The sequence below is a fragment of the Veillonella parvula genome (genome assembly GCF_032575955.1).
Classification (GTDB): Bacteria; Bacillota; Negativicutes; order Veillonellales; family Veillonellaceae; genus Veillonella; species Veillonella parvula_J.
In genome coordinates, this window is the sequence record NZ_JAWFXN010000008.1 from 23,234 (window position 1) to 38,257 (window position 15,024).

The window sequence follows — 15,024 nt, forward strand, 5'->3', positions numbered from 1 at the left end:
TGGTGATAACTATGTTAGGTAAAACCCTATGTATAGGCGTTGGCTCAATGGGGGGCGCTCTATTGCGCGGTGCATTACAGCATGGTATTTTGAAAGCATGTGATACACACATTCTAGTGCGTCGCGAAGAACAATGTAAGGCTCTTGCAGAGGAGCTTGGTGTAGTAGGTTTTACTACATTGCCTAATGTAAACGAGTACAACACTATTCTATTGGCTGTAAAACCACAAGTGTTACCATCTGTATTAGAGTCGTTGAAAGAAGTGCCTTATGGGACTGTTATGATTTCCGTTGCCGCTGGTATAACCTTAGATACTCTTGACGCGGCGATTCCACAAGCTAACTGGTTTAGAGCTATGCCAAATACACCGGCTTCTATCGGTGCTGGCATGACGGCACTCGCCGGGGATGATGTGAATACGGACCTAGGTCGTGCTGTACAAGCCTTGTTTGCGGCTGTAGGCGAGGTAGCAGTAGTGAGTGAAGCCGATTTAGATCGCTTAGGGGCGTTATCCGGTGCGGGCCCTGGCTATATGTTTGTCATCCTTGATGCTTTAGCTGATGCGGGCGTTCGCATTGGTTTACCACGTCAATTGGCGATAAAGGCGGCGGCTCAAACAATGTACGGCGCTGGTAAGATGGCTCTTGAAAGTGGCAATCATCCAGCGGTACTACGAGATCAAGTGACAAGCCCTGGTGGCACTACCATTGCGGGTATTGGTGCTATGGAAAAAGGTGGACTTCGCAGTGCTCTCCAAGATGGCGTAGTAGCATGTCTTGCTCGGTCGAATGAGTTGGGGAAATAATTTTGGCAGATACTAGTAAATTAATACGATATTTCGAGGCCAGTGGCAGTGGCGAGGAAGCTCGTCGCATGCTAGATTTGGCTGAGCAGGTTGTAAAAGGTCGTCCCTATCGTGTGGCGGACTTTACGAGCCCTGCAGGCCTTGTTATTGCAGATGCTATCAAGGCTAATTACCCACAGTTAACAGTTAAAACTGATGGTGGCTATGAAGGGGCGGAACGCATTCGTATCGCTTTCGTAGACAGCGACTTTAACGGTACTGTGGACATGGGCATTCGCGCCCTTAAGGTAAATTGGGACCCACGGTTCCGATTGCTTACCCATCGCGATGTGCTGGGCTCCTTGATGGGCCTTGGCATTGATCGCTCCAAATTTGGGGACGTTATCGTCCAGCAAGGGGGCGCTCAGATTATGGTGGATGAAAGCGTGGCTGATTTCGTAATTCAAAACTTTACGAAAATTGCTATGGTTTCTGTATCTGTAGAGGCTATTGAGTTATCAGATATTGCACCAAAAGAAGAAAAAATTAAAGAAGTCCGCACTACAGTCGCTTCCTTGCGCTTAGATGCGGTAGCAAGTTCTGGATTTAGTGTATCTCGCACTAAATTGGTGAGTGCTATCAATGCGGGCTTATTACAAGTAAACTGGCAACCAGCTAAGGGGGCATCCCAAGAGGTTAAAGAAGGAGATGTCATTTCCATGCGTGGTCGTGGCCGAATGAAGGTAGAAGCTATTACAGGTACCTCTCGTAAAGGGCGTATCGGCGTATATCTGAAACGATTTATGTAGGCAGTTGAAAATCGGCTTGACCATCAAGCCGATTTTTTTGTATATAGTAGGACAGCCATGGTATCCATAACATTTCAACCTACAACTGAAGATATAATCCTATTCGTAGGCGGCGGAGAAGTAGCGGAACGACGGATGCAGCTTTTTATTGAGGAGCCTTGCCAAATTGTCGTTATCGCTCCTGCTGTAACGGATACGATTAGCCAATGGACAAAGGAAAATCGCATCACTTGGTGTGATCGGGCTTTCACAATGGACGACGAAGAGCATATTATTTCGAGTAGTTTGCTGTTTATCTGCACAGATAATCATGAACTAAACGATACCTTGTATGAGCTAGGAAAAAAACATCGTGTGTGGACCAACCGCAGTGATGATCAGAGCGCGTGTAGATTTACTGTGCCGTCATCCCTTGAACTCGGCGATCTTCATATTGCTATTAGTGCCAATAATGTAGGACCTCGTATCAATCGTCTCGTACGACAAGATATGATGAATCGTTATGGTCAGTTGCAAAAGGCTATGCCTAGACTTAAAATATTTAGAGAAGAAGTAAAGTTACTACTTCCTACGCCAGAGGCTCGACAGAAATTTTGGCGAGACAATCTGACGGTAGAAACATTTGAAGCCATTCTCAAGGGAGATTGGATGATTATAGAGGAGAAACTAAACCATGCAATTAGTGGTATTAGGTCTAAATCATAGAAGTGCCGCTGTAGAGGTGCGTGAACGTTTCTCGTTTGATAAAGACGAGGTAGTTTCCGCACTAAACCGCCTCTATGAATTTGACTGTATCTCAGAATGCGTTATATTATCCACCTGTAATAGAACGGAAATTTATGCTGCTTTAGAAGGTGTAGAATTTCCAAAGGATTACATGTTGGCAGTATTAAAAGATTTAAAAGGCGCAGATCATATCGATGCAGATGCGTTCTTCTTCTACGAAGAACGGGACTGTATTGAGCATCTATTCCGTGTGTCTGCTAGCCTTGATTCCCTTGTGTTGGGGGAAGGCCAAATCTTGAGCCAATTAAAAGGGGCTTATATTCAGGCTTATAGCGCAGGCTGTACGGGAACAATTTTTAATATTTTATTCCAACGAGCTATTAGCGTTGGTAAAAAGGTGCGTACTAATACGGGCATTGCTAATACGCCTGTATCTGTTAGTTACACGGCGGTCAATCTTGCGGAGGACAGTTTAGATAAGCCATTATCCGAAGCTACAGTACTTATTTTGGGTGCTGGTAGGATGAGTGAATTGACAGCTACTCATTTACAAGCGAAGGGTGTAAAAACGATTTTCGTATCTAATAGAACCTTTGCTAAGGCTGAAATGTTAGCGGAACGCTTTAATGGTAAAGCTGTTAAGCTCGATAACTTTGTAGAGTATGCTAAGGATGCAGATATCCTAATTACATCTACAGGGGCGCCGCATTATATTATTACTGAAAAAGAAGCCAAGAAAATTACGGCTCTTCGCAAGGGTGAACCAATCGTTATGATTGATATTGCGGTACCTCGTGATATCGACCCTGCTGTGGCAGACTTGGACGGTATTTATCTATTTAATATTGATTCTCTTGAAAGTGTAGTAGAAGAAAACAAGGCACAACGAGAAGAGGAAGCTCGTCGTGCAGAACCTATTATTCACGATGCTATTGAAGAGTTATTGGATAAATTAAGCTATTTAACAGTGCGTCCGATGATGGCATTGCTTACAGAAAAAGCGGAGCGTATTCGCCGTCGTGAATTACATCGCGCATTAGCTAAATTGCCAGATATTTCCGATAAGGAACGCCGTGTTATGGACTCGATGAGTCGCATGATCATTCGCAAAATGTTGCGTGAACCGATGATTCACTTCAACGAAATTGCTGGTACAGAGGAAGAAGGCTTGTACTGGGACTTATTCAAAGATATGTTTAATCTTGAGAAAGAAGGCTAATGCCATGAGAGATCATATTCGAATCGGCACGCGAAAAAGTGCCCTTGCCCTATGGCAGGCTGAACATATTAGTGCAGAATTACAACGTCTGTACCCCAATATTACGGTAGAGCTAGTTCACTTTAATACAAAGGGTGACCGTATCCTAGAGAAACCACTGGCTCAAGTTGGTGGTAAAGGTTTATTTACTGCTGAATTAGAAGAGGCTATGCATGCAGGCAACATCGACATCGCCGTACATAGCTTAAAGGATATGCCTACAGAGTTGCCAGAAGGCCTCACTCTTGGGGCTATTTCTGCTCGTGAAGTGCCGTATGATGCACTAGTGAGTCCCGTGTATAAAACACTAGACAAATTGCCACAAGGGGCTCGCGTTGGCACTAGTAGTTTACGCCGGCAAGCACAGCTATTACATGTCCGACCTGACCTAAAGGTAGAGGTTATTCGCGGTAATGTGCAGACTCGTTTGAGCAAAATTGAAACGGAAAAGCTAGACGGTGTTATCTTGGCTCAAGCAGGCCTTAAGCGATTGGGGTTAGAAGACCAAATTACACAAGTCTTCAAGGCCGATGAAATGATTCCTGCCGTTGGACAAGGGGCACTCGCTATCGAGTGTCGTGCCGACGATACGGAAATGCTTGACATGTTGGATCCTATCAACGATGAAGCAACGCGTTATGCCGTTGAAGGGGAGCGCAGTTTCTTGCGTCAATTAAATGGTGGTTGTCAAGTGCCAATGGGCGTACATGGCACCATCAATAAAGGTCAATTGACTTTAAAGGCTATGATTGCATCCCTCGATGGAAAAACTGTGTACGAAGGGGAAATCTCTGGTCCCGCTAAAAAGGGCGAGATCCTTGGTAAAAATCTTGCAAAAGCCTTATATGAAGAAGGGGGCAAACGTATTGTGGATGCTCTCATAGAGGAAGGAATCATAAAATGACAGGTATGGTATATCTAATTGGTGCGGGCCCTGGCGATGTTAAACTCATCACTGTAAAAGGCCGTGAATGCATCGAAAAAGCAGATGTAATTGTATATGACTATTTAGCGGATGCCCATCTGTTAGAATGGGCACGTCCAGATGCTGAACTGATTTACGCTGGTAAGCAATGTAAAGATCACACAATGCATCAATGGGAAATCAATGAGCTATTAGTCCAAAAAGGTAAAGAAGGCAAAATCGTAGCACGATTAAAAGGCGGTGATCCGCTCGTATTTGGTCGTGGTGGTGAAGAAGCGATGGCTCTTGGCGAAGCCGGTGTGCCATTTGAGTTCGTGCCAGGTGTAACATCTCCTATCGCAGCGCCTGCCTATGCAGGGATTCCTGTAACACAACGCGCTATGGCCACATCCTTTGCGGTGGTAACAGGTCATGAGGATCCTACAAAAGCAGTATCCGGTATCCATTGGGAAGGCCTTGCTACGGCGGTAGATACACTTTGCTTTGTAATGGGTGTCGGTAATTTGCCTGTCATTGCCGAAAAGTTGATGGCTCATGGCCGGGCAGCCTCTACACCAGTAGCACTTGTTCGGTGGGGAACAAAAACAGTACAAGAGGTATTAGTTTCTACCCTTGAACATGTCGTTGAAGATGTAGCAAAGGCTCAATTAAAAGCGCCAGCTATCATTGTAGTAGGTGATGTAGTAAACCTTCGTGAAAAATTACAATGGTTCGATAATAAACCTTTATTCGGGAAAACTGTTGTGGTCACACGCGCTCGCTCCCAAGCAAGTGCATTCCGCGAAAAATTAGCGGCTCAAGGCGCTAATGTAGTGGAAGCCGCGGCAATTAAAACATCTCCATTGGAATTGTTTGAGGAAGATAAACGTATCATTAATAATACAAAACAATACCAATGCATCGTATTCACATCTGCTGAAGGGGTTCGCTACTTCTTCGATGCTCTATATAAAGAAGGCAAAGATACACGTGCTTTAGGTAATTCTAAAGTGGCGGCTATCGGCTGTGCTACAGCTCGTGAACTTCAAAAATATGGCATCGTACCGGATATCATTCCTGTAGACTACAAGGCTGAATCTGCTGTAGAGGCTCTTGAAGAAGAACTCAATGCAGGGGATTCTGTACTGTTGATTCAACCAAAGGTAGCACGGGATGTAATTCCACGCTGCTTGCGTCATCGTAATATGGATGTAGATATTTTGCGTTTGTATGAAACGACACAAGATACATCTCAACAAGAAACATTAGTAACAGCGTTAACAGAAGGCACAGTAGATTATATTACCTTTACAAGTTCTTCTACTGTAACAAATACAATCCAATTATTGGGCGATGATGCATTGAAACTATTAGGCAATACTAAGATTGCTTGCATTGGACCTATCACAGCTGCTACGGCTATGAGTGCAGGTCTTAAACCTGCTGTCATCAGCGATGTATATACAACAGATGGCTTAGTAAATGCTATTGTAAAGGACATTTAGGAGGATTACATGTACGATTTAACATACCGTCCTCGCCGCTTGCGTATCAATCCAGAAATGCGTGATTTGGTACGCGAAACGACACTCGACGTAACTGATTTGATTTATCCATTATTTATCGTGCCTGGTGAAGGTATTAAAAAAGAAATCGACACATTGCCAGGTCAATATCACTTGTCTGTTGACGAGGCTGTGAAAGTAGCTCAAGAGACTTATGATCTTGGTGTGCGTGGTGTAGAAATCTTTGGTATTCCTACATATAAAGATGAGCAAGGTTCCTCTGCTTGGGATATGTCCCAACCAGTACAACAAGCCATTAAAGCCATCCGCGAAGCCGTACCAAATCTTTTGGTTATTTCTGACGTATGCTTGTGCCAATATACCTCTACCGGTCACTGTGGTATGATCGATGACCATGAAATCTTGAACGACGAAACATTACCATTGCTTTGTAAAGTTGCGGTAAGCCAAGCAGAAGCTGGTGCACATATGGTGGCTCCATCCGATATGATGGACGGTCGCGTAGGTGCCATCCGTGAAGCCCTTGATGCGGCAGGTTATACCAATGTATCTATCATGAGCTATGCGGCAAAATACGCATCTGCTTACTATGGTCCGTTCCGCGGAGCTGTTAATTCTGCGCCAAAATTTGGTGACCGCAAATCTTATCAAATGGACCCGGCTAATCGTTTAGAAGCTTTCAGAGAAATTGAACTCGACATCGCTGAAGGTGCAGATATTATCATGATTAAACCGGCCTTGTCCTACTTGGACATCGTTCGTGAAACGCGTGACCGTTATGAATTGCCAGTTGCAGTATACAATGTATCTGGTGAATATGCGATGGTTAAATCTGCTGCTGCAGCTGGTCTCATCGACGAAGAACGTCTCGTTATGGAAACAATGCTGTCTATGAAGCGTGCTGGTGCTAAAATCATCATTACGTACCATGCCTTAGATATTGCTAAATGGTTACAACAATAAGGAGGAACTATGTTCCAACTCGGTAAATCTGAAAAGGCCTTTAACGAGGCTAAACGTTATATGCCAGGCGGCGTAAATAGCCCTGTTCGCTCCTACCGCAGCGTAGGATCTAACCCTCCGTTTATCAGCAGTGCCAGCGGCAGCCGTATTTATGATATCGATAACAACGAATATATCGACTATGTGTTGAGCTGGGGACCTATGATCTTGGGCCATGCGAACCCTGAAGTCATCGCGAGCCTGCAAGAGGCTATTCCTCGTGGTACTAGCTACGGTGCACCTACACTATTAGAAACAGAATTGGCTAAAAAGATACAAGCCTTCATGCCGTCTATGGAGGTTATCCGCCTCGTTAACTCTGGTACAGAGGCTACGATGAGTGCCTTGCGCGTAGCTCGGGGCTATACTGGTCGCGATCGTATCGTAAAATTTGTAGGCTGTTACCATGGTCATAGTGATGCGCTCCTGGTGAAAGCTGGCTCTGGCCTTGCTACCTTTGGCGTGCCGGATAGTCCTGGAGTTCCTCAAGGCGTAGCAGAGAATACCATAACATTGCCGTACAATGATTCTGAAGCGGTTCGTAAATTATTCGACGAGATCGGCGATACTATTGCGGCGATCATAGTTGAACCTGTAGCTGGTAACATGGGCTGCGTACCTCCAGCACCAGGTTTCCTCGAAACCTTGCGCGAAGTGACTAAGGCTCACGGCGCTGTGTTGATCTTTGACGAAGTTATGTGTGGCTTCCGTGCTAGCAGTGGGGGTGCCCAAAAGCGTTACAAGATTAAACCGGACCTTACATGCCTTGGTAAAATCGTTGGCGGTGGCATGCCACTTGCCGTGTTTGGTGGCTCTCGTGAGATTATGAACCAAATTGCACCAGCTGGTCCTATCTACCAAGCTGGTACATTGAGTGGTAACCCAATTGCCGTTACCTCTGGTTTGGCAACGCTTTCCATTCTGCAACGTGATCCAACGGTATTTAAACAAGTAGAAGATACGACGATTGCCCTTTGTGAAGGCTTTGAAAGATTGGCGGCACAATACAATGTGCCTGTTGTAGTACAGCGTGTAGGCTCTATGTTTACCATCTTCTTCACTGACAAACCAGTTAAGAACTTTGATGATGCAGCAGCTTGCAACGAAGAACAATTTAAAATGTTCTTCCACCATAACTTGAGCCATGGTATTTACTATGCGCCAAGCCCTTATGAAAGTAATTTCGTATCTATTTGTCATAAGAGCAGTGAAGTAGAACGCACATTAGCAGTTGCTGATGAAGCTTTCAAAAAAATCAGTGATACATTATTATAAAAGTATATAGTTTGTAGTTGTTTATGTATCGATACAGGTGATGAACATGCAGTTTTACAAGAACTTAAAGCGTGCTCGCGTGCGCATGGGCAAAAGCCAAATCGAAGTAGCAAAGGCCGTAGGTATCAGTAATGCGGCGCTTTCAAATTACGAAACAGGGTATCGCGAACCAGATTTAGATACACTCTGTGCCCTGTCTCGCTATTATGGATTGACCTTGGATGAGCTGTTGGATGTAAATGGAGAAGAACACGAGCCCATCTATGATCTCAGTCCTGTACTAAAAAATAAATACATCGCCTATAAAGGTGATGTATTTGAGTTAAAAGACTCGCAAAAACGTGCGCTCTTGCGCGAGCTCGATAATCTATTTACTAAATTTGAGAAATCAAAAGTAGAAGATAAGGACAGCAAGCCAAAGACGTACAAACATGGGAACCCTCATATCAATCGGGCTGGACTAGCTAGCAGTGCTGGTAGCTTAGCGGCACGACGGAATATAAAGTAGTGCTATACTACATTGTAGACCGAGTGGGACATGTTTATTTGAACAATTTAATTAAATTAATTATAAAAAGTACCATCTATTTGGGGAGCTAAACGACACATAAGTCGTCCCTTGATAGATGGTACTTTTTTGCCGCAACATAACAAAATATTCGTTGGTGGTATACGCTAGTTTAACATATAATTGAATTATAGAAGGGGAATAAATATTTATTGATTAGATATGATATTTGATATTATTAAAAGATGTTGGTGTTTTGTATGAAGCTATTTGATTATATAGCTTAGGTAGTTTGGTATGAAAAAAATTTGTTCTTTAATACTGATTGTTATAGCAATTATTAGTACCACTATTTATCAGTATTATTATCACGATGGTTCTCCTAATAATATAGTTATTATGGATGAGTCTCATGAGCTAGTAGATACTTTAATTAATGAATCGATTTCTAATCGTATTTTAGCTGTATATTTTGATGAGCCTTACTATTATTATTTAGGCTATGATGGAATCGGTCGATATGATATTAGAAATCACATGTTAGATGTTCTAGAATTTGAAATTTACGGTGATGAGACTGGCAAGCATAAAATTAATTATTCAAGATCTAAGATGATTGTTAATAAGAAATCTAAGTTAGAAGATTTTTCAAAAGAGACTTTAGATAACTTTGAAAAAATGCTGATGAACTCAGAACGTGGTGCTAAATATTATAATAAACGATGGTATCATTCAGGCTATGAAGCCACATTTCTCGACTTAGATAAGCATCTAATTATTACAAATGACGTAAGAGGAATAAAAGAGACTCCTACTAAAATCTTAATATTTAATGTTAGTGGTTTTATTATCATTGATAAAGAAACAAATAATATACAAGTATATTTTGATGAAAGTATTGCTGGTAAAAAGGTTAGAGACTCTTTAATTACTATGTTGAAATATAACTATGGCGATTATCTAACCATATTAAATAGTCTTGATGAAATTGGGAAAGACGAACGGACCATCTTGTTACAATTAAGAGATAATTATGTTAATAAAAAGTAGTAATATATTATATTTATATTCATAATATTGTGTAGTAAAAATTGAGAGTACTTTAACGAGTTGATTTGATGGAGTTGTTAGTTTTGAAAAAGATAGGAATGTAAATATTCTATTTAGTATGTATTATCTTAATTATAAGGAGATTTAGTAGATCGATGGAGTTCTTTGATTCTTTTTTGAATTTATATGATACAAATTATGAGGTTAAAGGTACAATTCAGGCTATAGGATTTTTAATTGCATTTATTTGTATTCCTGAGTTGATTGGTAATCATGATAGTATAGAATCTTTTACTTCAGCTAAGCCTATAGTGAGATGTGTAGTAAGGATTATTTTGAGTATCTTCTTATTTTTTGCAATATTTACTTTGTTGGGTTTGCTGATGGATAATGGACTATTATAATTCACTAAGTAAAACGGGTTAATGATGAACGTATAGATTTTAAGCTAGAATAAATTAGTGGATAGAGGTATAAATATGATCTATTTTAAAAGTAAAAAAAGCTTAGATACATTTTTAATGGTCTTTATATTGGGTGCTGTTAAGGCATATAGACGAAATTATATTGACTTGATCATTTTAGAATATTACATATTTAGTATGTTAATTCGATTAATGTGTAGAAAAGCACATCTGTCCGATAAACTGTTAAATATAATTGGTGATGGGATGAGTTTAGAGGATGTTGATGAGTGGATGGCTCGTAGAATCCCTATACCAGCATTAAATGATACGTTAGATGATATTGAATGCAGTAGTTGGATTGCTTTAATAGAACGGGAGTTAGAGGGTAATACTTTATCTGAAGTGTTAAAGATTTCTACACATGATGAAAAGAAGTTCGGTATCTATTTCTTTACCGATTATGTAGAGGAGATATTTTGGGCGTTGTTTTTGTTAGGATTGTATGAAGTCTTACAAAAACCTGAATTCATTTCTGAATCAATCTTAAGTTGTATTAAACAGACCTATTTGTCTGAAATATATACGTGTGAACGTATTCAGAATGAAGATCTTCAAGCATGTATTTCCAATTTACAGGAGATAGCGGATACTAATATATCCGGGCAATTAAGTAAAGATTTAATTACTATGAAAGCAAAATTAGCATCATTACAGATATTATTACCATTTTATGATGTGAGTTTTGACAAGTTAAAAACAGGCATTGATTTAAAAGCTACTAAAGGGATGTTTTGGCAGATTAAAGTTTCAGGGGAGTTTATAGACTTAGGATTATAGATTCTAGAAGATTTTTAAGTTGTATATATACTTATGATTATTATTTAAGAAAACTAAGCTAGAAGACTTTTCAAAAGAGGCTTTATATAACGTTAGAAAAATGCTAATGAACTCAGACCATGATGCTAAATACTAACAATAATCGCTGGTATTATTTAGGTTATGACCTAACATTTCTTGATTTAGATAAACATCGAATCATTACTAATGATGATGTAAGAGGAATAGAAGATTTTCTGACGAAATTCCTAATAATTAATGTGAGGATATATGGATATATATATTAATAAAATAAGAGATATACTTATTGATTGTATGCCAATACATTGGTATAAGTGTTATTTGTTTTTTGAATGTACAGAATTAGGTATGAGTTCGGCTTGTTATTATGTAAAAACCCCGGCTGGTTCAATCATTAGTTATGGAGATTTGCTATATAATTGCAGTGATGAAAAAGTAAAATCTATAAAAGCTGGAACTAGTGAGATTTTAACGTATGTACGTTTACTTCATGAAGCCTCTACAGAACAATGGACGTGGGGAACAATGTATATTTCACGCGATGATTATGAGCCACATTGTGAATTTCATAATGACCCTGTAACTGACGATTGCTGGCTCCAAAATAGATATAAGTGAGTATATAAAAACTTTGGTGTTTTGGAAAATGAAGATGAATTTGATCCGGATGTATATAAAGAAATGCTAAAAGGTCCACGAGGTGTTTTATTATTGGAAGATATGGAATCTCGTGTATTAGCAAAAAATTATACTGCCATTGATAAGGCATTTAAGTTAAAGCATAAAAGCTTAGAATCGGAACTTGAAAAACATTATAATAAAGTAGCCAAAAGTATATACAAGTTAACGCCTCTAAATTGGCATCGTGCTAAATTACACTTTGATATGAATGTTAATAATTCCTCTGTAGAGCTTTTGGTTTATAAAACTGAGGATGATTCATATATTACAAAGTATGTAGAAAATAATGATGAAGAGCCGGCTATTATTTCGGAAGTTATGTATAATTTAAAGAATGAAATTTTATCAATGATTGAGACTTTTAAATTCTATAATCAAAATCCGTTCTCTGGATTAATATTTATATTAACAGCTAATGGTGAAGTATCTTTAGAATTATCTTACTCAGATTAGTAGGTTAGTATTACATACTATTATAATGACACCTATACCACCAACAAGGGCTTGGTATAGGTGTCATTTTTATATTACAAAATGATAAAAAATCATTATTACTTAAAATCTAAGTAGTTCTATTAAAATCACCAGATTTCTAAGTTTTTATGAGTGTTTTATGATAAAATAAAAGATATGAATATCTCAACAACTAGATTTATTATTTATAATAGAGATATTATTGAGTATAAGATGACGTGAGTTTATGGAGAAATATTACTAATATACAAATATGAATAAAATAATTGTTTTTATTAAAGGTCTACTGCAGTTATCCACGATATTGGTAGGTATATTTGGTCTATTTCTCTTTATAGGTGGGGGTTGGTTATATCATGATTTACAGTATCGGTATGTAGTTGATAGCAGATACAATACAATTTTTGATAAGGCCAACAGTGTATATCTCATTAATAAAGGTATTTCGATGGATATTATTAATGATAAAATTTATGCGATGAATGATGATGTCTATGTTATTATTAATCAAGAGAGCAATACAATTATTGTATATTATTTAAATCCAGAAGATGTTGAAATTATAAATAATTTTACAAGATTACAACAATGGTATTACGGTGATAATATGATATTACAACCGATTGAAAGTTTAGGTCCATCTGAAACATTTGATATATATAAGAAATTGTCAGAAGCGCCTGGAAGGTTTCAATCACAAGGTAGCCGAATTTCTTTTTAATAGCAGTATAATTTTAGATTCCAAGTTCTAATAACGTAGTTAGGACTTGGAATCTTTTATTATTTTTTGATCAGTTTAAGCGGTAGTCATTAAATATAAAACTTCTTAATTAAAGAGGAGTATTATGTTACTTATATTAAATAAGTCCTATTAAAATTACCGGAATTTTATGATTTTATGAGTGTCTTATGATAAAATAGATGCTGCATTTGGTAATGCTAAAGCTGCATTCGGAAAATTAAAGATTGGTGTTAGAATGACAAAAATTTCTGAAGATAAAGTTCATGTGGTTGGGCAAGCAAAAGATTTATATAATTTTGAATGGCTTCCTGATTACGATAATAAAATCGGATCTATTCCTCCGGCAGAGCTTTCTACTGCGTATATAGATAAACTATGGTCTATGGTAATGAGTGCATCAAAGGAGAGTGCATTAATTGCTGCAGCTAATATTGCATATTTAGAACAGAGAGCTAGAATTATAAAGCCTTTTAAATATGGAATTCAAATTGATACTGTTATTTAAGCTGAAGTGAGAGCATAGTAGAGATGAAATATATATTAATTATTTTGGTAAGTATTTTGAGTTTAGCAGTATGCTCAATAATCTATATTGGTGAATCTAATTCATATAAATATGAACCTCGTTATTTTTTGGGATATTCCAAGGGTGAAAATTATATATTGGATAATAAAACTGGGTCCACATTAGAATATAATGGATACTCTTACGAATCACAATTAAACTATCTATATAGTTATGGAAAAACAGGTTTTCTAAAAATTGATTTAAATTTAGATCAAATATACTATTTATTTGATGAGGAAACCGATGAAAATTATAAAAAATATACTTTAAACAACTATTTGATAGAGAAAAAAGAGCTAGAAAAAGAACAGAAACCAATTCACATACATATTTTATCTAGTAAGGCAGACCTAACTTCTGAGGAACAGGATATTTATAATCGGTTGAAAGATAAGAAGATGAGATATCCTAATCGTTCTATTATTGTTAAAGTAAAATAATATGCTTAATATTTTGGTGATTTGGATGCTTCGTAAGACAAGCTTGTGATGTATTTATTAAGACTTTTCTATACTAATAAATAATTTGATATTACAGATTATTTTAATGACACCTATACCACCCATAAGGGCTTGGTATAGGTGTCATTTTTATATTACAAAATAGTAAAAAATCAGAATTACTTAAAATCTAAGTCATTCTATTAAAATCACCAGAATTTTACGATTTTATGAGTGTTTTATGATAAAATAAAAGGTATGAATACTTCAACAACTAGGTCTATTACCTATAATGGTGACACAATTGAATATGAGTTAACCATCAAGCGTGTGAAGAACATGAACATGCGCATTACAAAGGATGGTGTGATCCATGTGTCGGCGAATGGGTATGTGCCGGATTATAGGGTGGACAAGTTTGTCATCGAGAATATGTCCTTCATTGAGCGGGCTCGTTACAAGATTGATGCATTGAATGCCAAGCGCGTCGATGCGTTGCAGTATGTGAATGGTGAAAGTTTATCCATCCTCGGCATTCCAGTTACGTTGCGCTTAGTTGAGCAGGATGGAAAGCCTCACATAGGCTTTGACGGGAAAGCCATTCTTACCATGGTTGTACCTCAGGGTACGACCTTTGACGCTAAACATAAATTAATGCAAAGTTATTGGCGTAATTTAGGGGAGAAGGTCTTTGTCCATTGGGCAAAGGTCGTGTATCAGCGCTTTCACAAGCAAGGTATTGATGTGCCTATGCCAATCATAAAACAGCAGCGTATGAAGAGCCGTTGGGGTTCTTGTACGCCTGCAAAGCAGCTCGTCAAGATGAACACCCATTTGTTAGAGGGACCACAGGCGTATATTGAGTACGTTATGGTTCATGAGTTTGCTCATTTTAAATATTTAGACCATTCCAAGAACTTTCACAATCTAGTGGCACAGTTTTTGCCAGATTGGAAGGTCCGCAAGAAGTCATTGAACGTGTATTTTGCTCATCGCCCTTAAAGGAGGTGT

Annotated in this window: 18 protein-coding genes; all 18 read left to right on the forward strand. The window is 38.6% G+C overall.

Features of this window, described 5'->3' with window-relative positions; genetic code table 11:
- Positions 1 to 11: 11 nt before the first annotated feature.
- The 18 genes from proC to E7L28_RS07530 all read left to right on the forward strand — a co-directional run bounded on the left by proC (position 12) and on the right by E7L28_RS07530 (position 15,015).
- Positions 12 to 806: a pyrroline-5-carboxylate reductase gene (gene proC / locus E7L28_RS07445; protein ID WP_316604161.1), complete on the forward strand. Its 795-nt coding sequence runs from the start codon at positions 12 to 14 to the stop codon at positions 804 to 806.
- A gap of 2 nt (positions 807 to 808) precedes the next feature.
- The gene (locus E7L28_RS07450) at positions 809 to 1,594 is read left to right on the forward strand and encodes a YlmH family RNA-binding protein (protein WP_004695229.1); all 786 of its coding nucleotides are present in this window, start codon (positions 809 to 811) and stop codon (positions 1,592 to 1,594) included.
- Between the two features lie 57 nt (positions 1,595 to 1,651).
- Complete coding sequence (locus E7L28_RS07455; protein ID WP_316604162.1) at positions 1,652 to 2,299, forward strand: precorrin-2 dehydrogenase/sirohydrochlorin ferrochelatase family protein; 648 nt, start codon at positions 1,652 to 1,654, stop codon at positions 2,297 to 2,299.
- On the forward strand, positions 2,268 to 3,539 hold the full coding sequence (gene hemA, locus E7L28_RS07460; RefSeq protein WP_316711569.1) for a glutamyl-tRNA reductase: 1,272 nt from the start codon (positions 2,268 to 2,270) through the stop codon (positions 3,537 to 3,539). The genes E7L28_RS07455 and hemA overlap by 32 nt, the downstream gene beginning before the upstream one ends.
- 4 nt (positions 3,540 to 3,543) lie before the next feature.
- On the forward strand, positions 3,544 to 4,482 hold the full coding sequence (gene hemC, locus E7L28_RS07465; RefSeq protein ID WP_316604163.1) for a hydroxymethylbilane synthase: 939 nt from the start codon (positions 3,544 to 3,546) through the stop codon (positions 4,480 to 4,482).
- Positions 4,479 to 5,987 (forward strand): uroporphyrinogen-III C-methyltransferase, encoded by a 1,509-nt coding sequence (cobA, locus tag E7L28_RS07470; RefSeq protein WP_316604164.1) that lies wholly within the window; start codon positions 4,479 to 4,481, stop codon positions 5,985 to 5,987. The genes hemC and cobA overlap by 4 nt, the downstream gene beginning before the upstream one ends.
- A gap of 9 nt (positions 5,988 to 5,996) precedes the next feature.
- The gene (hemB, locus tag E7L28_RS07475) at positions 5,997 to 6,971 is read left to right on the forward strand and encodes a porphobilinogen synthase (protein ID WP_156697429.1); all 975 of its coding nucleotides are present in this window, start codon (positions 5,997 to 5,999) and stop codon (positions 6,969 to 6,971) included.
- A gap of 9 nt (positions 6,972 to 6,980) precedes the next feature.
- The gene (hemL, locus tag E7L28_RS07480; protein ID WP_156697430.1) at positions 6,981 to 8,285 is read left to right on the forward strand and encodes a glutamate-1-semialdehyde 2,1-aminomutase; all 1,305 of its coding nucleotides are present in this window, start codon (positions 6,981 to 6,983) and stop codon (positions 8,283 to 8,285) included.
- Positions 8,286 to 8,331: 46 nt separating this feature from the next.
- Positions 8,332 to 8,793 (forward strand): helix-turn-helix domain-containing protein, encoded by a 462-nt coding sequence (locus E7L28_RS07485; protein ID WP_024060103.1) that lies wholly within the window; start codon positions 8,332 to 8,334, stop codon positions 8,791 to 8,793.
- Positions 8,794 to 9,090: 297 nt separating this feature from the next.
- Positions 9,091 to 9,843 carry a hypothetical protein gene (locus E7L28_RS07490; RefSeq protein WP_316604166.1) on the forward strand — a complete coding sequence of 251 codons (753 nt, stop codon included), beginning with the start codon at positions 9,091 to 9,093 and terminating at the stop codon, positions 9,841 to 9,843.
- Positions 9,844 to 9,998: 155 nt separating this feature from the next.
- Positions 9,999 to 10,247 carry a hypothetical protein gene (locus tag E7L28_RS07495; protein ID WP_012864733.1) on the forward strand — a complete coding sequence of 83 codons (249 nt, stop codon included), beginning with the start codon at positions 9,999 to 10,001 and terminating at the stop codon, positions 10,245 to 10,247.
- A 75-nt stretch (positions 10,248 to 10,322) separates the two neighbouring features.
- Positions 10,323 to 11,087: a DUF3969 domain-containing protein gene (locus tag E7L28_RS07500; protein WP_316711570.1), complete on the forward strand. Its 765-nt coding sequence runs from the start codon at positions 10,323 to 10,325 to the stop codon at positions 11,085 to 11,087.
- A 270-nt stretch (positions 11,088 to 11,357) separates the two neighbouring features.
- Complete coding sequence (locus tag E7L28_RS07505; RefSeq protein WP_316604167.1) at positions 11,358 to 11,726, forward strand: hypothetical protein; 369 nt, start codon at positions 11,358 to 11,360, stop codon at positions 11,724 to 11,726.
- Between the two features lie 21 nt (positions 11,727 to 11,747).
- Positions 11,748 to 12,242, forward strand: a complete 495-nt coding sequence (locus E7L28_RS07510) for an immunity protein YezG family protein (RefSeq protein ID WP_316604168.1) — start codon at positions 11,748 to 11,750, stop codon at positions 12,240 to 12,242.
- Positions 12,243 to 12,711: 469 nt separating this feature from the next.
- Positions 12,712 to 12,984, forward strand: a complete 273-nt coding sequence (locus E7L28_RS07515; protein ID WP_187658824.1) for a hypothetical protein — start codon at positions 12,712 to 12,714, stop codon at positions 12,982 to 12,984.
- 181 nt (positions 12,985 to 13,165) lie between these two features.
- Positions 13,166 to 13,510, forward strand: coding sequence for a hypothetical protein (locus E7L28_RS07520; RefSeq protein WP_229039603.1), 345 nt, complete (start codon positions 13,166 to 13,168; stop codon positions 13,508 to 13,510).
- A gap of 23 nt (positions 13,511 to 13,533) precedes the next feature.
- On the forward strand, positions 13,534 to 14,013 hold the full coding sequence (locus E7L28_RS07525) for a hypothetical protein (RefSeq protein WP_195394850.1): 480 nt from the start codon (positions 13,534 to 13,536) through the stop codon (positions 14,011 to 14,013).
- 234 nt (positions 14,014 to 14,247) lie between these two features.
- Positions 14,248 to 15,015: a M48 family metallopeptidase gene (locus E7L28_RS07530; protein WP_316711571.1), complete on the forward strand. Its 768-nt coding sequence runs from the start codon at positions 14,248 to 14,250 to the stop codon at positions 15,013 to 15,015.
- Positions 15,016 to 15,024: the final 9 nt, after the last annotated feature.